This window comes from Streptomyces sp. TSRI0281 (assembly GCF_001905125.1).
In the GTDB taxonomy this organism is placed as follows: domain Bacteria; phylum Actinomycetota; class Actinomycetes; order Streptomycetales; family Streptomycetaceae; genus Streptomyces.
The window spans coordinates 323,294-341,028 of the sequence record NZ_LWLE01000012.1 but is presented as its reverse complement, the minus strand read 5'-3'; the positions used below and the strand labels follow the sequence as shown (position 1 = coordinate 341,028).

Sequence of the window (17,735 nt, the reverse complement as noted above, 5' to 3'; positions counted from 1 at the left end):
CGGCGCGGTGCGCCCGGTCGGCGTTCAGCCGTCCAGGGCTTTACGCAGCTGCTCCTTGTTCATCGAGGAACGGCCCTCGATGTTCCGCCTCTTCGCCTCCCCGTACAGCTGGTCCCTGGTCGGCCCCCGGGACCCGCTGTGCGACCGCTCCCCACCGCGTTCGTACGCCGACCTGCTGTCCTGCGTCGATGTTCTGCTCGCGGTCCTGGACTCGCCGGACCTCGCCCGCTCCTTGTTCACGGTGCGGGCGGCGATCTCCTTCGCACGCCCGGTCGACTCGCCGCGCTTCTCGGCTCCCTCCTTGATGTGCTCGTCCTGACGTTCACGCTTCCGACTGGAACCTGCGGGCACGATGCCTCTCCTCTCCGTGTCACTGCGGTGTGCGGCCCGGACGCCGCATGTCCACCCCTCCACAGCGCCGGACCGCTCCGCCGGCGGAGCACGGTTCCGCAGGGCGGCCGACGGCTCGCCGCCGTGCGGGCCGGTGGGCATCCGGCGATGCTGGTTGCGGACAGCCCCGGACGTCCCCGTCAACGGCTGTCGCCGTTCCGCCAGGGAGGTACTGATGGATCCGGCCACCGCCTTGCGGCGGATCGCGTTTCTGCTGGAGCGTTCGCAGGGCGCCACGTACCGGGTACGGGCGTTCCGCCGGGCAGCCGAGGCGGTCGAGGACCTGTCCGGAGACGAGCTCACGGAACGGGTGACACGGGCGACTCTCGAAAAGGTGAGCGGCATCGGGCCCAGGACGGGCCAGGTGATCCGGGAGGCGCTGGCGGGCAGGGTGCCGGAGTACCTGGACCGGCTGGAGGCGGAGGCCACGGTCCCGCTCGCCGAGGGAGGCGGGGCACTGCTCGCGCGCCTGCGGGGCGACTGCCATCTGCATTCCGACTGGTCGGACGGTGGCAGTCCGGTCGAGGAGATGGGACGGACGGCCGTGGAGCTGGGCCACGAGTGGGCGGTCCTCACCGATCACTCCCCCCGGCTGACGGTCGCGAACGGGCTGTCCGCGCGGAGGCTGCGGGAGCAGCTGGGGGTGGTGGCGGAACTCAACGAGCGGTGGGCGCCGTTCCGGCTGCTCACCGGCATCGAGTGCGACATCCTCCCGGACGGCTCACTCGATCAGGAACCGGAGCTGCTGGAACGGCTCGATGTGGTCGTCGTGTCGGTGCACTCCAAGCTGCGCATGGAGGCGGGGGCGATGACACGGCGGCTGGAAGCTGCGGTGCGCGACCCGCACGCCGATGTACTGGGTCACTGCACGGGGCGCCTCGTCGCGGGCCGGGGCCGGCAGGAGTCGGAGTTCGACGCGGACCGGGTCTTCGCCGCGTGTGCCGAGTCCGCAACGGCGGTGGAGATCAACTGCCGCCCGGAGCGGCTGGATCCGCCGCGGCGGCTGCTGCGCCGGGCCGTCGAGGCGGGCGTGCTCTTCGCCATCGACACGGACGCGCACGCTCCGGGACAGCTGGACTGGCAGATCCTCGGCTGTGCGCGGGCCGAGGAGTGCGGGGTGCCCGTGGAGCGCGTCGTCACGTCATGGACGGCCGACCGGCTGCTGGAGTGGACCTCACCGGGGGCCCGGTGAGGTCCAGGTCATCGGCCGGGAGCTGCCGCACGGGGGCCCCGGGGGGGGAGTATCTACTTCTGCGGGTAGATGTCTCCACTGGCCATGCCGCTCTGCTGTTCGCTCCGGTCACGGATCGTCCGGGCCTTCTTCTCCAGGCGCTTGCGTTCCTCCGGGTCTGTCGCGCGCTGCGCGGCCTCGGTCAGCTGCTGCGCCTTCTCACGCATCTGCCGGGCCAGGTTCGCGGGTTCGTCGGAACCGCTCATCACCACTCCTCGGACGGTACGGGCCACCACGTCAGGGGACCAACACCCCCAGCGAACCAGTGCCGCGGCACGCCCGCATCCCGGAGCCACCCGGCGGGGAGCACGGCGAGTGCGTCCCCCGCCCCGTGCCGCCCGCCGGAACACCGTGAGGGCCGCGCCGCCTACAGGACGGAACCGGGATCGTCGTCGGGGCCGCCCGCCTCGACCCGGAGCGCGAGATCCCGCAGCACGTCGGTCGAGGTCACGTCCGTCTGTCCGGAGTCGTGCACCTGCGCCAGCATCGTGAAGGCCAGCGTGAAGGCGCCCACGAGCTGCTCGACGGCGCCGCCGACCTCACGCCCGACCACGCTCACCACCTCCTCGACGGAGAAGTCCTCGGGGATCGCGATGTGTGGCATCGTCTCGTTCAGCAGGGCGGTGACAGCACCGGCACCGCTGTCCAGATCGTCCCGGTCGACGTCCGCCTCCAGCAGCCGCTGCATCTCACCCGCCTCGGTGAGAATGCCGATCACGCGCTTCACAACTTCCCTCTGCTCCATGTCGCGAGCATAGGGCGTGCAACCTTGCCGCAACGTCAGGTGCAGTTGACTCGGCCCGTCCGTGGCCGGTCGGGGAAGGGCTGATACGTGGATCACGTTCCGAACGCTCCGGTCGTGGAGTTCACCGACGCGGCGGCCGGTCTGGTCAGACGGCTGCGGGCGGACCACGGCCCGTTGATGTTTCACCAGTCGGGCGGCTGCTGCGACGGCAGTGCGCCCATGTGCTACCTGGCCGGTGAGTTCCGTACCGGGAACTCCGATGTGCTGCTCGCCGATCTCGCCGTCGAGGGCGTCGCCGAGACGGTGCCCTTCTGGATGTCGAGGAGCCAGTACGAGGTGTGGGCGCACACCCGGCTGATCGTCGATGTGGTGGAGGGGCGCGGCAGCGGGTTCTCGCTGGAGGCTCCGGAAGGGGTGAGGTTCCTCATCCGCTCACGGCTCGTCGGCACCTGAGGCGGGCCCCGGTGCACTGAACGCGATGCGTGGGGGCGGGCCGGTGCACGGGCCCCAGGTGCGGGGCCTCAGCGCGGCCGGCGCTGTTGGTGGGAGCGGTTCTCCAGCATGGCCCGGCGGATTCCCGCCGCGGTCGCCCTGGCGTGGTCCGGGGTGGCGGTGTGGTCGGCGACCGAGGTGACGAAGCGGTGCGTGGGCTGTCGGCAGCGGCCGCAGGGCGCGTCGGTGGTGATCAGATAGCCGTCCTCGCACTGGGGGTCGGCGCACTGGCCGGGCCGCAGCAGCTGCTCGGCGATGTCCTGGGGGCTCCAGCGGCGCCTGCCGTCCTCGTCCTTCTCGTTGAGGGCGTGGGCCCAGCGGAGGTTCCACCGGCGTTCGATGCGTTCGCGCAGACCGCCCGCTGTGCGCCGGCCGAGCTCCTGGTGGATCAGCTCCTGGACGGACTGCGGTACGCGACCGCCGAACGCCTGCATCAGCGGCTGCGGCAGGGCCTGCAGAACGTAGCGCGGCGGATTGCCCTTCGCGTCCTCGCGCCACCTCTGGCATTCGCAGGAGCCGTCGGGCCGTCTCGGGCTCTGGCAGCGGCCGCACAGACCGCGGCACTCGGCGCACAGTCCGTCGTCGAGCCCGTCCACATGCGGCGCGGGAGCCCGGCCGCACTCACGGCAGCAGGAGGCGCACGGCCCGCAGAGCCGTTCGTTGCCCACCTTCGTCGACCAGGTCCGCATCTGGCACCGGCAGCAGAGTCCGTTGTTGCAGTACTCGTGGTGGGCGGCGCCCGAGTGCCGTCCGGGTGGCGGGAAAGACATGGCCCCATTGTGCGGGATCGGGTCGCACCGGCACGAACCGTGTACGGGGACGGGGCACCGGTCCCGGTCAGGGGTTCAGGGCGCTGACCACGTTCGCGGTGGCGACGATGCCTTCCTGGATGGTCGGCGCCATGCTCGTGCCCGCGAGGCAGAACCCGAGCAGGGCGCAGACCAGCGCGTGGGAGAGCTTCAGCCCGCCGTTGCGCAGGAAGATCACTGCCAGGATCAGCATCAGCAGCACCAACGAGATCGAAATCGCCATGGCCAACCTCCTCCGCCGCGCCGGAATTGCGGCATTCGGCCGCCAGTGTGGCGTAGCGGAAAGGCCGTTCGGCGCACTGGCGTGTCCGCCGAACGGGTACTTACCGGCTGGGGCGCGTCAGTCGGCCCGGACGGCGCTCCCCCGGGCGCGCAGGAAGCGTTCGAGGCCCGCCAGGTCGTCGGTGTTCAGATGGTCGACCCCCGCCGCGAGCAGCTCGGTCCATACGGCGTCGCGCTCGGGTCCCGCGAGGTCCGGGGTGGCCCAGAAACGGACGCGCTGACCCCGCCGGTGGGCGGCCTTCACGAGACCGGCGAGCCGGTCCCGTTCGGCGGCCGGGAAGGGACCCGCGCCCAGCCAGCCGAAGGACTGGGTCCAGTTGGCGCTGATGAGCGGGATGAAGGACGCGGTCGCCGCCGTACCGAGGTCTTCGAGGCGGCCGTCGTAGAAGGCGTACCGGGTGCGCTGCGCCTCCATGGGGCCACGGGCGGCGCGGTCGCCGGAGATGACGGGGGTGACCGCTCCGGCGCGGACCCGGCCGTGGCGGTAGCGGGTCAGCATCCGGCGGTAGCGCTGGAGCTGCCGGTCCAGTTCGAGGTAGGCGGCCACCCCGTCGGCCTTGATGTCGATCAGCAGCTGCAGCGGGGCGCGGTGTCCGGGGTGGACGCTGCCGTGGTTCGCCCCGGCCAGGGCCAGCAGCGGGTCGAGGTAGAGGGAGGCGAGGGTGCGGGTGGGGTCGAGGTCGGCGGCGTCGTGGGCGACGAGCAGGTCGCCGTCGACGAGGAAGATGTCCGCCTCGACGCTGGTGAAGCCGTGCGCGAGGGCGTCGTGGAGCGGTCGCGGGTGCAGGTAGTCGTTGTGCGCGTGGGCGTGGCGCAGAGGACGCGGGCCGTGGGGGCGGCCGTGGTCGCCCGGGTTGCCGGAGGGGGCGGCGACGGCCGCCCCGGCGGGGACGACCACGCCCGCGGCCGCGGTGGCGAGCGCGGTGGTGACGACTCTGCGACGGGTCAGGTGTGCCATGGCCATGGGGTCTCCCTGAAGCGGTGGGAAGAGCAGAGCGGTGCGGACGGACGCGACCGAGTATGAGGGCGCGCACCACCTCCACGGCAGGTACCTGCCAAGAGTTGGAGCGGTCGTCGTCCACCCGTCGACTGCGCTGCGCCCGTTGTTCGGCCTCGGCGCCGGGCCATGGAGGGGACGGGCCGTCGGACAGGCATCGTCCGGCGCCGGCCGGTTCCACCACAGGCGGTGGCCGCGTGGGCCGTGCCGTCGCGGGAAATCACCCGCGCTTCCGCGGTCCGTGCCGCGGGGCCTGTTCGTCCCAGCGGACCGTCCGGTCGCACCAGCGCTCCAGCAGCACCCGGTCGTGGCCCACCGCCAGCAGCCCCGCCCCGGACTCCGCGCGGTAGGACTCCACGACGGCCACCAGGGCGGCGGTCGTCGAGGCGTCGAGCATCGCGGTCATCTCGTCGCAGATCAGCAGCCTCGGTCGCAGGACCAACGCGCGGGCGAGGCAGGCCCGTTGCAGCTGGCCGTCGCTCACCGCGTGCGGCCGGCGGTCGAGCAGTTCCCCCGTCAGCCCGACGCGCCCGGCCAGCTCCCCCACCCGGTCCGCGACCTCACCGCGTCGCCCCGTGGACCGCAGCGGCTGGGCGATGAGTTCACGCAGGCTCAGCCGGGGGTCGGCGGAGAGCCGGGGCTGCTGGAAGACGACGCCGACCGCGGTCCGCTGCGCCTGCGGGGCCCGGTGGCGCCAGCCGCGTACCGCTTCGCCGTCGAGGGTGACGGTGCCCGCGTCGGGGCGGTGCAGCAGGGCCGCGACCCTGGCCAGGGTGGACTTGCCGCAGCCGCTCGGACCGAGCAGCCCGACCGCCTCGGCCGGGGCGACGCTCAGCGAGACATCGCGGACGACGGGGCGCCGCGGGTCGTATCCGGCGGTGATGCCGGTGAGCTCAAGCATCGGCGGACTCCTCGCTCCGGCGGTCCTCACCGGTGGGCAGGCGGTGATGGCAGGCGAGGGCCCCGTCGAACGCGGGCAGCACGGCGCACTGTTCATCGGCATGGGCGCAGCGGGCGGCGAACGCGCACCCTTCGGGCAGTGCGCCCAGCTCCGGCGGCATCCCGGGGATCGGCGTGAAGTCCCGCTCCGGCAGGGCGTCGAGCAGCCCCCTCGCGTACGGGTGCCGGGGTCCCGGGTGCCCGAAGAAGCGGTCGGCGTCGGCGAGTTCGACGATCCGTCCGGCGTACATCACGGCCACCCGGTCGGCGATCCGCTCGGCGGCCGCGAGGTCGTGGGTGATGAGCAGCAGCGCACGGCCCCCGTCGGTGTGGCGGCGCAGCTCGTCGACGGTCCGCTCCACCAGGTCCCGGTCGAGCCCGGTCGTGGGTTCGTCGGCGAGGAGCAGCGGCGCGTCGCCGATCAGGGCCAGTGCGGTGGCGGCGCGCTGGGCGAGGCCGCCGGAGAGTTCGTGCGGGTAGCGGTCGAGGTGGTCGGCGGGGAACGAGGCGCGGGCGGCGGCCGCCTCCGCCGCTGCCCGTACGGCGGGCCGGCGTACCCCGGTCAGTTCGCGGAGGGTCTCCTCCAACTGGGCGCGGACCGTGCGTACGGGGGTGAGGTGGGCGGCGGGGCTCTGCGGTACGAGTCCGATGCGGCGGCCGCGTACCGAGCGGGCGAGGGTGCGTTCGTCCGCGGTGAGCAGATCGGTGTCCCCGGCCAGGAGGGCGCTGCCCGTGGTCCCGGCGTTGGCGGGCAGCAGTCCGAGCAGGGCGGAGGCGAGTACGGACTTGCCGCAGCCGCTCTCGCCGACCAGCGCCAGGCACTCCCCGGCCGCGAGGTCGAAGTGGGCGTCGGTGACGGCGGCGATGTGCCGTCCGCCGCGCAGCCGGAAGCGGACGGAGAGTCCCCGCACGGACAGCACGGGAGCCCCCGGCGCGGACGGCACACGGTGTCCCGGCGCGGACGTCCGGCGCGGCCGGTCTTCGCTCGGGCGGGTCACAGCATCAGCTCCGATCGGCGGCGCGGATTGATCCGCTCGCGCCAGGCACCGGCGAGGCCCGCCAGGGCGAGCGTCGGAATGATCAGGAAGAGGCCGGGGAAGAGCGTCGGCCACCAGTCACCGGCGAGCAGCGATCCACGCGCGGACTGCACGAGGTTGCCGAGGCTCGCCTGGTGGGCGGGCAGGCCGAGACCCAGGAAGGACAGCGCCGACTCGTGCCACATGGCGTGCGGCACCATGAGGACGGCCGCCAGACCGGCCTGCGGCAGCACTCCGGGCAGCAGGTGCCGCACGATGACCCGTCCCCGTGAGGCGCCGCCGGAGATCGCCGCGTCGATGAAGGGGCGCGAGCGCAGCGAGAGCACTTCGGAGCGGACGATCCGGGCCGTGGACAGCCAGTGCGTCAGGGCCACGGAGACGATCACCGGCCAGACGCCGGGCCGGAACATCGCGACGATGAAGATGCCGAGCAGCAGGTGCGGTACGGACGAGAAGGTGTCGACCAGCCGCATCACGACCCGGTCGGTCCAGCCGCCGAACGCCGCGGCCAGGGCGCCGACGGCCGTGCCGATGACGGTGGCGGTGAGGGCGGCGACCAGTCCGACGAGCAGGGAGACGCGCAGCCCGTAGACGCACCGCAGCAGCAGGTCCCGGCCCACGTCGTCCGTTCCGAACGGGTGCGCGAGGGAAGGGGGTCGCAGCTTGGCCGCGAGGTCGACGGCCTGCTGGTCGAGCTGGACCAGCGGCGGTACGACGAGGACGGCCAGCAGCACGGCGGCCACGATCCCCGCGGAGGTGACCACACGGATGCGGCGGGTGGTGCGGCGCGGGGACGCGAACACGGCCTCAGCCATCGAAGCCCACTCTCGGATCGGCCAGTCCGTACAGCAGATCGGACAGGAGGTTGCCCAGCAGCACCGCCGCGGTGGCGAGCACCGTGAGGGCGGCGAGCAGCGCGAAGTCCACGGAGGTGGCGGCCTGCACGGTGGCGGCGGCGATGCCGGGCCAGCTGAAGACCGTCTCGACGAGGAGTGCGCCGGTGATGAGTTCGGGGACGCGGGAGCCGATCAGGGTGAGCATCGGCAGCATGCCGGAGCGCAGGGCGTGGCCGAGCAGCACGGTGCGTTCGCGCAGTCCGCGGGCGCGGGCGCCGCGTACCGGGTCCTCGTCCAGGGCGTCGGCGACTCCCTGGCGTACGTACAGGAAGAACCACGGCAGCTGGGAGATCCCGAGGACCGCCGCGGGCAGCACCAGGTGGGAGGCGACCTGTCCGAAGGTGACCGTGTCGCTGGCGGCGTCGGTGAGTCCGCCGGCCGGCAGGACGTCCAGTTTCAGGGCGAAGAACCAGATGGCGAGCAGCCCGAGCCAGAAGGCGGGGGCGGCTTCCAGGGTGTACGCGGCCGAGCTGACGCACCGGTCGAGCGAGCCGCCGGGACGGCGGGCGGCCAGGACGCCGAGGCCGGTGCCGAGCAGGATGGCGACGACGAAGGCGGTGGCGGCGAGCAGCACGGACCAGCCGACGCGTTCGCCGATGACATCGGCGACCGGCTGGCGCATCACGCTGGAGTCGCCGAAGTCGCCCTGGAGCGCGGAGGTGAGCCAGTTCCACCAGCGGGTGACCAGCGGCTGGTCGACGCCGAGGTTGGCGCGGAGCTGGTCGAGGTTCTCCTGCGAGGCGGTGAGGCCCGCGGTGCCCGCGTAGGCCTTGACGGGGTCGAAGGGGGACGCGGCGGCGACGGCGAACACGCCGAAGGTGACGACGCCGAGGACGGGCACGGCGAACAGGGCCCGCCGTCCCGCCATCCGCGCCATCGGCCCCCAGGGGAGGCGGTGGTTCACTTCTCCGCGCCCTCGGTGGTCCACTTCTCGACGTTCCACCAGGGGCCGGAGGCCAGGCCGTGGTCGTGCGGTTCGACCTGTGTGGTGAGCGGGCCGAACCGGTCGTCGACGACGTAGAGGTGGTCGATGTGGGTGAGGAAGGTGTAGCCGGGGTTCTTGACCAGTTCCCGCTGGACCGTGTCGTACGCGGCCTGGCGGGCGGCCTTGTCACCGCTCCTGCGGCCCGCTTCGAGGGCCGTGTCGACGGCCTTGTTGTCGTACCACGCCATGTTGTTGAAGCCGTCGCCCGCGAGGGAGGACTTCAGCAGGGTGTACTGGTCGAAGTCGGGGTCGGCGGGCGATCCGCCGCCGGCGAGGACGGCGTCCTGCTTCATCCGGGGCTCGATGACCTCCCAGGTCCCGGCCTCGGCGGTGATGTCGATGCCGGCCTTCTTGGCGTCGGAGGCGTAGGCGAGGGCGTGTTCCTGGCGGAGCTTGTCGCCGGTGAGGTACCAGAGCGGGAAGGCGGCGCGTACGCCGTCCTTGGTGCGGATGCCGTCCTTGCCGGGCTTCCAGCCCGCCGTGTCGAGGATCTTCTTCGCGGCGGCGAGGTCGTGGGTGCGCTCGGTGCCCTTGGTGAACCACTCGCTGTCGGTGGGGACGGGACCGTAGGCGGGCTTGCCCTCGCCGTTGAGGATGGAGTCGACCATGGCCTGCCGGTCGACGGCGACATCGAGTGCGCGCCGGACGGCGGTGTCACCGGCGGCCTTGTTGTGGGTGGGCAGGGTCACGGTGCGGTAGTCGTACGTCGTGGCCGCGTAGGTCCGCTTGCCGTCGTCGCCCTTGAAGCCCTTGGCGAGGTTGGGCGGCAGGATCGCGCCGTCGAGGTCGCCGGAGCGCAGCCGGGTGGCGCGCACGTCGTCGTCCTTGATGATCGCCATGGTGAACTTCTTGATCTTCGGTGCGCCGCCCCAGTAGTCGGGGTTGGCCTTGAAGCTCAGCTTCTCGCCCTTGGACCACTTGGTGAGGAGGTAGGGCCCGGTGCCGATGGGGTGGGTGGTGAAGGCGCCGGTATTGACGTCCTGCTCGCCCGCGACGTGTTCGGGGGCGATGGGCAGGACGGTGCGCTGGGCGAACGGCGCGTAGGGGTACTTGAGGGTGAAGACGACGCTGTCCTCGCCGACCGCCTCGACGGATTTCACCGCGTCCAGCTCGGTGCGGGAGGCGTTGTTCGTCTTCTCGTCCAGGATGGTGCGGTAGGTGAAGACGACGTCCTTGGCACCGAAGGGCTTTCCGTCGCTGAACGTGACGCCCTTGCGGAGCCGGTAGGTATACGTGAGCCCGTCGGCGCTGACCTCGGGCAGGGCGGTGGCGAGCGCGGGCCGCAGCGTCATCCCGCCGTCGAGGGCGAGCAGCCCGTCGAAGATCTTGGAGTTGCCGTCCTTGCCGTAGCCGAGCAGCGGGCTGAGGCTGTCGGGCTCGTACGCGATACCGACGACGGCGGAGTCCGCGGAACCCGCCCCGGAGCCGGAACTCGCGTCCGGATCTCCCGGATTCGAGCAGGCCGCCGCGGATATCGACAGCACGGTCGCCAGCGCGGTGGCGACCGCTCCCCGTATCGATCGGGCCGTCATACTCTGCACATCCCTAATGAAGATCGAATGTTATTGCGAAACGATCGCAATTAAACAGCACGTAAAGGGCCGCGCCCACCCCGCCCACAGCCGTCCGTCTCCGCCGGGCAGGGCGAAGCGGGGGTACGCGACGCGTACCCCCGCTGACGGATCCGAGGAAAGGGCCCTACGGCGCCGGGAGTTCGACCAGCTCGGCGACGGCCGCGCGATGGCTTCCCGCCGTGCCGTACGCGATCGAGTCGGCCTTGGCCCGCTTCAGATAGAGATGCGCGGGGTGTTCCCAGGTCATCCCGATCCCGCCGTGCAGCTGCACGCACTCCTCGGCCGCACGGACCGCGACCTTCGAGCAGTACGCCTGGGCCAGGGCGACCGCGAGCGGGACGTCGGGGCTGCCGGTGGCGAGGGCGTCGGCGGCGTTGCGGGCGGCGGCGCGGGCCGAGACGACCTCCAGCCAGAGCTGGGCCATCCGGTGCTTGAGCGACTGGAAGGAGCCCACCGGCCGGTTGAACTGGTGCCGTTCACGGGTGTACCGGACGGTCTCCGTCAGGCACCACTCGGCAAGCCCGAGCTGTTCGGAGGCGAGCAGTCCGGCACCGGCGAGCAGCCCTCTCCGTACGGCGTCGGCCGCCGCTCCCGCAGTGGCGAGCAGGGTCCCGGTGGCGCCGGTCAGGGTGACGGCCGCGAGCGGACGGGTCAGGTCGAGCGGGATGAGCGGTTCCACGGTGACCCCGCCCGCGGCGGCCTCGACCGCGTACAGGCCCTCGGGGGTGGGCACCAGCAGCACGTCGGCGGTGGCCGCGTCGGCCACCGCGGTCACCGTCCCGTCGAGTACGCCGTCCGCCGCGGCCACCGTCGCGCCGGGCGTACCGGCGGGCGGGGTGGCGAACGGCACGGCGAGGGCGGCGACCCTGCGGCCGGAGGCGAGGCCGGCGAGCAGTTCCGCGACCGGGCCGTCCTCGGTCCCCAGCGCGAGCAGCGTCGCGGTCGCCACGACCGCGCTCGTCAGGTACGGCGTCGGCGCGACGCTGCGCCCGATCTCCTCCAGGACCACGGCGGCCTCCCGGTGGGAGGCGCCCTGTCCCCCGAGCTTCTCCGGTACGAGGAGTCCGGCGGCGCCGATACCGGCGGCGAGCGCCTCCCACAACCGCGGGTCGTACGGCGTGTCGGACTCCGCGCGGGCGAGCACCGTCGGCGCGTCGGCCCGGTCGGCGAGCAGGGAGCGCACGGCGGACCGCAGGTCCTCCTCGGTCTCCGAGTAGAGGAGGCCGGGGGTCGCGGCGGGCTGGTGGAGCGCGGTCATCGGGAGAGGTCCTTCCAGGCGACGTCCTTGTCGTTGCGCGGCTCGACGGGCAGCCCGAGGACGCGCTCGGCGACGATGTTCAGCAGTACCTCGCTCGTGCCGCCCTCGATGGAATTGCCCTTGGAGCGCAGGTAGCGGTATCCGGCGTCGCGTCCGGTGAAGTCGACCAGTTCCGGGCGGCGCATGGTCCAGTCGCCGTACAGGAGGCCCCCGTCGCCGAGGAGTTCGACCTCCAGGCCGCTGATCTCCTGGTTGAGGCGGGCGAAGGCGAGCTTCATGCCCGACCCCTCGGGGCCGGGGTGCCCGGCGACGAGCTGCTGCCGCAGCCTCTCGCCGGTGAGCCTGGCGACCTCGGCCTCCACCCACAGGGTCAGCAGCCGCTGGTGCAGATCATGGGTGCGCAGCTCGGGGCGTTCGCGCCAGGTCCGCGAGACCGGGCCGATCATGCCGCCCTCGCGCGGGATACGCGCCCCGCCGATCGAGACGCGCTCGTTCATCAGGGTGGTCCGGGCGACCTTCCAGCCCTCGCCGACCGGGCCGAGCCGCCTGCTGTCCGGGATGCGTACGCCGGTGAGGAAGACCTCGTTGAACTCCGCCTCGCCGGTGATCTGGCGCAGCGGGCGCACCTCGACACCGGGGTCGGTCATGTCGCAGATGAAGTAGCTGATGCCGCGGTGCTTGGGCAGATCGGGGTCGGTGCGGGCGATCAGGATCGCCCAGCGGGCCACATGGGCGCTGGAGGTCCAGACCTTCTGCCCGTCGACGACCCAGTCCTCGCCGTCGCGGACGGCCCGGGTGCCGAGGGCCGCCAGGTCGGAACCGGCGCCCGGCTCGCTGAACAGCTGGCACCACACCTCCTCGCCGACCCACAGGGGCCGCAGGAAGCGCTGCTTCTGCTCGTCGGTGCCGAAGCCGAGGACGGTGGGGGCCGCCATGCCGAGACCGATGCCGATGCGGCGCGGGTCGTTGTCCGGGGCCCCGGCCGCGGCGAGTTCGGCGTCGATGACGGGCTGCAGGGAACGCGGTGCGTCGAGCCCGCCGAGTCCGGCCGGGTAGTGGACCCAGGCGAGACCCGCGTCGAAGCGGGCCTTCAGGAAGTCGGTGCGGTCCGTGGTGGCCGGTGGGTGCGCGGCGAGCAGTTCGCCCGTGCGGCGGCGGACGTCGGCCGCGTCGATGGAGGCGGTCATCGGGCGGCTCCCGTCGGCAGGACGACGATGCGGCCGGTGCTCGTGCCGTCGGCGACACGCTGCACGGCATCCGCCGCGCCGGCCATCGCGACACGCTCGCTGATCAGCGGCTTGATGACTCCCCGGGCGGCGAGCGCGGTCAGTTCGTCGTGGCAGGAGCGGACCGCGGCGGGGTCCTTGGTGTTGTACAGACCCCAGTGGAGTCCGGCGATCGAGTAGTTCTTGACGAGGGCGTGGTTGAGCGCCGGGGCGGGGATGACGCCGCTCGCGAAGCCGACCACGACGACACGTCCCTCGAAGGCGACGCACTTCACGGACTTGGCGTAGGCGTCGCCGCCGACCGGGTCGTAGACGACATCGGCGCCGCGCCCGCCGGTCGCTTCCTTGACCTTCGCGACGATGTCCTCGCTCCGCCGGTCGATGACCAGGTCGCACCCCAGCGTCCGGGCGATCCCGGCCTTCTCCGGCCCGCCGACGACGCCGATGACGGTGGCACCCGCCGCCTTGCCGAGCTGGACGGCGGCGCTGCCGACACCGCCCGCTGCCGCGTGCACGAGAAGGGTCTCGCCGGCCCGGAGGTGCGCCCGCCGGTGCAGCCCGAACCAGCCGGTCTGGTAGCCGATGTGCAGGGCGGCCGCCTCGGCGTCGTCCAGGGAGTCGGGGGCGGGCAGCAGGGCCGCTTCGTCGGCGACGACGTACTCGGCGAAGCCACCGTGCGGGAGCGCGGGGGTGGCGAGCACCCTGCGCCCGTCCTCGGTCTCGCCGCAGATCTCCACGCCGGGGGTGAAGGGCAGTGGCGGACGGACCTGGTACTGGCCTCGGCAGAGGAGCGCGTCGGGGAAGTTGATGTTCGCCGCGCGTACCTCGATCAGTGTCCGGCCGTCTCCGGGTGTGGGCCGGTCCGTCTCCTGAAGCTCCATCACCTCGCTCGGCTCGCCGTTCCGGTGCACTCGCCATGCCTGCATGAGGGGCCTCCACAACACTGTCGGCATTACCACTGCTCCGGCGCATACTAAGCGGTCGCTTGCCGATCTGGGAACAGCTGCGGCCCGTCCGGCGCACCGGCCCCCTCACGCCCGCTTCGGCTTGGCCCTGACGTGCATGCGCTCCCCCTGCGGCCCGAACAGGCTGAGGTATTCCACCGGTTCGTCACCGGCCGGACCGAACCAGTGGGGCAGCCGGGTGTCGAACTCGGCGGCCTCCCCCGGAGCCAGCACCAGGTCGTGCTCGGCCAGCAGCAGCCGCAGCTCCCCGGAGAGCACGTACAGCCACTCGTACCCCTCGTGCGTACGCCGCTCCGGCACCTCCTGGCAGGCGGACTCGTGCACCACCTTGTACGCCTGGAGGCCGCCCGGCCGTCCGGTCAGGGGAAGCGCGGTCTTCCCGCCGTACACGATCGGCTTGGCCCTGACCCTCGGGTCCCCGACGGGCGGCGCGCCGACGAGGTCGTCGAGGGGGACCTCATGGGCGCGGGCGATCGGGAGCAGCAGTTCCAGACTGGGGCGCCGCCCGCCGGACTCCAGCCGGGAAAGGGTGGACACGGAGATTCCGGTGGCGGCGGAGAGAGCGGCGAGCGTGACGCCCCGGTCGGTGCGCAGCCTGCGCAGTCGGGGTCCGACACCGGTGAGCACGGTGTTCAGTTCCGGGTCGTCCCGGTCGTGTTCCTTCATGTGCCCATTGCAGAATCAGCAAGGAGGTTTGTCAATCGGGTAGGCCGACGACCCACCGGCGCCTGCGGGCGCCGCCCCGCCGCGCGCCGCCCCGCCGCGCACCGCCCCGCCGCGCGCGCTGAGCACAGTCGGCGCACCACGGGGCATCACGGCCACTCAGCGTGTGAAGACCTCGAAGGTGACGGCGGGAGTGCCGCCGAACCGTTCGGCCTCGGATTGCACCGCACCCTCCAGCAGGGTCCGGCAGTACGCCTCCGGGTCCTCCCGCGTCAGCGCCTCGATGTACGTACGGTGCGCCAGGAGCGACCGGACCGAGCGTTCGAAGCCCTGTGTCGCGTCCGCCGCATGGGTGGGCCGGTCACTGCCCGAGACGGCGACCCAGCGCACCCCGTTCCACGGCTGGAGCCCCTCCTCGACGAGTTCGGGGAAGATCCACCGGTTTCCCGCGTCGGCGACCGCGTCCAGCGCAGCCCGGCCGACCGCCCGGTGGTCGGGCGTGTTCCAGGCGACCCCGCTCCAGGTGTCCCGGTGGTTGAGAGTGATGATCAGTTCCGGCCGGTGGCGGCGAATGGCGGCGGCGATCTCACGCCGCAACCGGAGCCCGTACTCGATCACACCGTCCCGGTGATCCAGGAACTCCACCGTACGCACCCCGACCACCGCGGCGCTCGCCCGCTGCTCCCGCTCCCGCAGCGGCGCGCACTCCTCGGGGGAAAGCGTGTCGATGCCCGCTTCGCCACGGCTGGCCAGCAGATAGGCGACCTCGCGGCCACCGTCGGTCCAGCCCGCCACAGCGGCGGCGGATCCGTACTCCAGGTCATCGGGATGGGCCGCGACGGCCAGGGCACGCTGCCAGTCGACGGGCATGGGTTCGAGTTGTCGCTGTGTCATGCACGCAGGCTATCCGCGCGCCGTGGAGTCCGCGCCGAGTCGGCACACCCGGGCCGAAATATACCCCCCGGGGTATTACTGTTAGGCTACTGAAGATATACCCCCTGGGGTAAGCAATCGGAAGGAGCGTGTCGTGTTCTTCATCGACACCATGGACACCGCCGGCCTGGGCAACCGCAGCTATCTCGCGGGCGGCGAACGGGCCGCCGCGGTGGTGGATCCGCCGCGTGACATCGACCGGATCATCGCCGCGGCCGCCGCTCGCGGGGTGCGCATCGCCCTGGTGGTGGAGACGCATCTGCACAACGACTACGTGTCCGGCGGCCTCGAACTGGCGCGGATCACGGGCGCCCGCTATCTGGTGCCCGCCGCCGCGCAGGTCTCCTTCGCCCGTACGCCGGTCGCCGACGGAGACACCGTCGAGGTCGACGACGGAATCACGCTGCGCGCGATGGCCACTCCGGGACACACCCCGCACCACACCTCGTACGTCCTCCGGGAGCACGGCCGTGCCGTTGCCGCGTTCACCGGTGGCTCGCTGCTGATCGGCGGCGTGGGCCGCCCCGATCTGGTCGAGCCCCGGCTGACCGAACGGCTGGCCCGCGCCCAGCACGCCTCGGCGCACCGGCTGGCCGATGCCCTGGACGACGAGGTCGCCGTGCTGCCCACGCACGGCTTCGGCAGCTTCTGCTCCACCACGCCGGGCGAGGGCACCGCGACGACGATCGGTGCCGAGCGCGGCCGGAACGAGGCGCTGGTCAAGGACGTGGACACCTTCGTCGCGGAGCTGCTCGCCGGTCTCGACGACGTTCCCGCGTACTACGCGCACATGGGCCCGGCCAATGCCGCGGGCCCCTCCCCCATCGATCTGACCCCGCCCGCCCCGGCGGACGCCGAGCAGATAGCACGGCGGCTCGCCGCGGGCGAGTGGGTGGTGGACCTGCGCGGCCGCGTCGCGTTCGCCGAGGGGCATGTCGCCGGGTCGTTCAACTTCGAGGGTGCCGGACAGCCCGCCACCTATCTGGCCTGGCTCATCCCGTGGGGCAGGCCGGTCACCCTGCTGGCGTCCACCGCCGAGGAGATCGCGGCCGCTCAGCGCGAGCTGGCACGGGTCGGCATCGACCGGCCGGCCGCCGCGGCCACCGGCGCCCCGGATTCCTGGGTCCGGACAGCCGACGAGCTGCGCTCCTTCGCGCGGTCGGACTTCGCGGGGCTGGCCGCCGCCCGGCGCCGCGGCGAGGACCCGGTGGTACTCGATGTACGGCGGGCCTCGGAGCGCGACGGCGGCGCGATCGCCGGCTCGGCGCACATCCCCGTGCACGAGCTGCCCGGCCGGCTGGCCGAGGTGCCGCCGGGCGTGGTGTGGGTGCACTGCGCGGGCGGCATGCGGGCGGCGATCGCCGCGTCACTGCTGGACGCGGCGGGGCGCGAGGTGGTGGCGGTCGACGACGGCTTCGGAGCGGCGGACGAGGCGGGACTGACGGTCGTCGTGGCCGAGCGCCCCGGCGCGGCAGGCGGACCGGCGTCCGGTTCCCGGGTGCCGGGCACGACCGCGTGACCTCGCTGGTCCTGGCGCTGGCGGCCGGGGCCGTGGTCGGCCTGGCACTCGGCGGGCTGGGCGGCGGGGGCAGCGTCCTCGCCGTGCCCGCGCTGATCTATCTGCTCGGCTTCACCCCCACCGCGGCCACCACCGCCGGGCTGCTCATCGTCATCGCGACCTCGCTCACCGGACTGCTGGCCCATGCGCGGGAGGGCGTGGTCAGGTGGCGTACGGGTGGGCTCTTCGCCGCCGCGGGCGTCGTCCCGGCCGCCGTCGCGGGCGCGCTGTCGGCACGGATTCCGGCGGTGGTGCTGACCGTGGCGTTCGCCGTGCTCGCGGCGTTCGCCGCGGTCCGGATGCTCCGGCCCCGTCCGGCGCCGCCGGGCGCCGGGGACGGGCGCGGCCCGGACGTCGTGCCCGCCCGCAGGGCGGCCGGGGCGGGGGCGGGGCTCGGTGCGCTGACGGGGCTGCTGGGAGTGGGCGGCGGATTCCTGGCGGTGCCGGCCCTGGTCACCGTCCTCGCCCTGCCGATGACCGCGGCCGTGGGGACGAGCCTGCTGGTCATCACGGTCAACTCGGCAGCGGCGCTCGTCACCCGGCTCGCCACACCGACCCCGCTGGACTGGGCGGTGATCGCGCCGTTCACGGCGTCGGCGGTGCTGGGTGCCTGGGACGGGAAACGGCTGGCCGCGAAGGTGTCCACGGACACCCTGCGACGGCTGTTCGGTGCGGTGCTCCTGGCCGTCGCGCTCGCCATGATCCTCGACGCGTTCCTGGTGTGACCCACGTCCGCCCGGGGCCCGGCAGGCGCC

Annotated in this window: 20 protein-coding genes; 4 read left to right on the top strand and 16 right to left on the bottom strand. The window is 72.9% G+C overall.

The genetic code is table 11. The features are described 5' to 3' along the window. Positions 1 to 24 precede the first annotated feature (24 nt). On the bottom strand, positions 25 to 351 hold the full coding sequence (locus A6A29_RS19275; protein ID WP_073721369.1) for a plasmid stabilization protein: 327 nt from the start codon (positions 349 to 351) through the stop codon (positions 25 to 27). 214 nt (positions 352 to 565) lie between these two features. Here A6A29_RS19275 and A6A29_RS19270 point away from each other — a divergent pair, with 214 nt between their 5' ends. Further along, the gene (locus A6A29_RS19270) at positions 566 to 1,582 is read left to right on the top strand and encodes a PHP domain-containing protein (RefSeq protein WP_073721368.1); all 1,017 of its coding nucleotides are present in this window, start codon (positions 566 to 568) and stop codon (positions 1,580 to 1,582) included. Between the two features lie 53 nt (positions 1,583 to 1,635). Here the strand turns inward: A6A29_RS19270 and A6A29_RS19265 are convergent, their stop codons facing one another. Continuing rightward, complete coding sequence (locus A6A29_RS19265; protein WP_073721367.1) at positions 1,636 to 1,827, bottom strand: DUF6381 family protein; 192 nt, start codon at positions 1,825 to 1,827, stop codon at positions 1,636 to 1,638. Between the two features lie 161 nt (positions 1,828 to 1,988). Beyond that, positions 1,989 to 2,366, bottom strand: coding sequence for a hypothetical protein (locus A6A29_RS19260; RefSeq protein ID WP_073721366.1), 378 nt, complete (start codon positions 2,364 to 2,366; stop codon positions 1,989 to 1,991). An 87-nt stretch (positions 2,367 to 2,453) separates the two neighbouring features. Between A6A29_RS19260 and A6A29_RS19255 the strand changes: the two genes are divergently transcribed. Further along, positions 2,454 to 2,819: a DUF779 domain-containing protein gene (locus tag A6A29_RS19255; RefSeq protein ID WP_073721365.1), complete on the top strand. Its 366-nt coding sequence runs from the start codon at positions 2,454 to 2,456 to the stop codon at positions 2,817 to 2,819. A 68-nt stretch (positions 2,820 to 2,887) separates the two neighbouring features. Here A6A29_RS19255 and A6A29_RS19250 read toward each other — a convergent pair whose 3' ends face one another. The 13 genes from A6A29_RS19250 to A6A29_RS19190 all read right to left on the bottom strand — a co-directional run bounded on the left by A6A29_RS19250 (position 2,888) and on the right by A6A29_RS19190 (position 15,383). Next, positions 2,888 to 3,628 carry a hypothetical protein gene (locus A6A29_RS19250; RefSeq protein ID WP_073721364.1) on the bottom strand — a complete coding sequence of 247 codons (741 nt, stop codon included), beginning with the start codon at positions 3,626 to 3,628 and terminating at the stop codon, positions 2,888 to 2,890. Between the two features lie 67 nt (positions 3,629 to 3,695). Further along, complete coding sequence (locus A6A29_RS19245) at positions 3,696 to 3,890, bottom strand: hypothetical protein (protein ID WP_073721363.1); 195 nt, start codon at positions 3,888 to 3,890, stop codon at positions 3,696 to 3,698. Positions 3,891 to 4,007: 117 nt separating this feature from the next. Further along, a complete protein-coding gene (locus A6A29_RS19240; RefSeq protein WP_073721778.1) occupies positions 4,008 to 4,907 on the bottom strand; it encodes a phosphatidylinositol-specific phospholipase C/glycerophosphodiester phosphodiesterase family protein in 900 nt (299 codons plus the stop codon). 259 nt (positions 4,908 to 5,166) lie between these two features. Continuing rightward, entirely contained in the window at positions 5,167 to 5,847 is a 681-nt protein-coding gene (locus tag A6A29_RS19235) for an ABC transporter ATP-binding protein (RefSeq protein ID WP_073721362.1), read from the bottom strand. Next, positions 5,840 to 6,829, bottom strand: a complete 990-nt coding sequence (locus A6A29_RS19230) for an ABC transporter ATP-binding protein (protein ID WP_073721361.1) — start codon at positions 6,827 to 6,829, stop codon at positions 5,840 to 5,842. Before A6A29_RS19230 ends, A6A29_RS19235 begins: the two co-directional genes overlap by 8 nt. Before the next feature lie 50 nt (positions 6,830 to 6,879). Continuing rightward, the gene (locus A6A29_RS19225) at positions 6,880 to 7,737 is read right to left on the bottom strand and encodes an ABC transporter permease (RefSeq protein ID WP_073721360.1); all 858 of its coding nucleotides are present in this window, start codon (positions 7,735 to 7,737) and stop codon (positions 6,880 to 6,882) included. Next, the gene (locus tag A6A29_RS19220) at positions 7,730 to 8,695 is read right to left on the bottom strand and encodes an ABC transporter permease (RefSeq protein ID WP_073721358.1); all 966 of its coding nucleotides are present in this window, start codon (positions 8,693 to 8,695) and stop codon (positions 7,730 to 7,732) included. The genes A6A29_RS19225 and A6A29_RS19220 overlap by 8 nt, the downstream gene beginning before the upstream one ends. A 23-nt stretch (positions 8,696 to 8,718) precedes the next feature. Then, the gene (locus A6A29_RS19215; protein WP_073721356.1) at positions 8,719 to 10,335 is read right to left on the bottom strand and encodes an ABC transporter substrate-binding protein; all 1,617 of its coding nucleotides are present in this window, start codon (positions 10,333 to 10,335) and stop codon (positions 8,719 to 8,721) included. A gap of 166 nt (positions 10,336 to 10,501) precedes the next feature. Beyond that, positions 10,502 to 11,635 carry an acyl-CoA dehydrogenase family protein gene (locus tag A6A29_RS19210; protein WP_073721354.1) on the bottom strand — a complete coding sequence of 378 codons (1,134 nt, stop codon included), beginning with the start codon at positions 11,633 to 11,635 and terminating at the stop codon, positions 10,502 to 10,504. Continuing rightward, positions 11,632 to 12,822 (bottom strand): acyl-CoA dehydrogenase family protein, encoded by a 1,191-nt coding sequence (locus tag A6A29_RS19205; RefSeq protein ID WP_073721352.1) that lies wholly within the window; start codon positions 12,820 to 12,822, stop codon positions 11,632 to 11,634. The genes A6A29_RS19210 and A6A29_RS19205 overlap by 4 nt, the downstream gene beginning before the upstream one ends. After that, positions 12,819 to 13,787 carry an NADPH:quinone oxidoreductase family protein gene (locus A6A29_RS19200; protein WP_073721350.1) on the bottom strand — a complete coding sequence of 323 codons (969 nt, stop codon included), beginning with the start codon at positions 13,785 to 13,787 and terminating at the stop codon, positions 12,819 to 12,821. The genes A6A29_RS19205 and A6A29_RS19200 overlap by 4 nt, the downstream gene beginning before the upstream one ends. A gap of 105 nt (positions 13,788 to 13,892) precedes the next feature. Further along, complete coding sequence (locus tag A6A29_RS19195; RefSeq protein WP_073721331.1) at positions 13,893 to 14,492, bottom strand: helix-turn-helix domain-containing protein; 600 nt, start codon at positions 14,490 to 14,492, stop codon at positions 13,893 to 13,895. Positions 14,493 to 14,648: 156 nt separating this feature from the next. Further along, entirely contained in the window at positions 14,649 to 15,383 is a 735-nt protein-coding gene (locus A6A29_RS19190) for a PIG-L deacetylase family protein (protein WP_073721330.1), read from the bottom strand. A gap of 133 nt (positions 15,384 to 15,516) precedes the next feature. Between A6A29_RS19190 and A6A29_RS19185 the strand changes: the two genes are divergently transcribed. Further along, a complete protein-coding gene (locus A6A29_RS19185) occupies positions 15,517 to 16,941 on the top strand; it encodes an MBL fold metallo-hydrolase (protein WP_073721329.1) in 1,425 nt (474 codons plus the stop codon). Continuing rightward, positions 16,938 to 17,705, top strand: coding sequence for a sulfite exporter TauE/SafE family protein (locus A6A29_RS19180; RefSeq protein WP_073721328.1), 768 nt, complete (start codon positions 16,938 to 16,940; stop codon positions 17,703 to 17,705). Before A6A29_RS19185 ends, A6A29_RS19180 begins: the two co-directional genes overlap by 4 nt. The last annotated feature ends 30 nt before the right edge of the window (positions 17,706 to 17,735 follow it).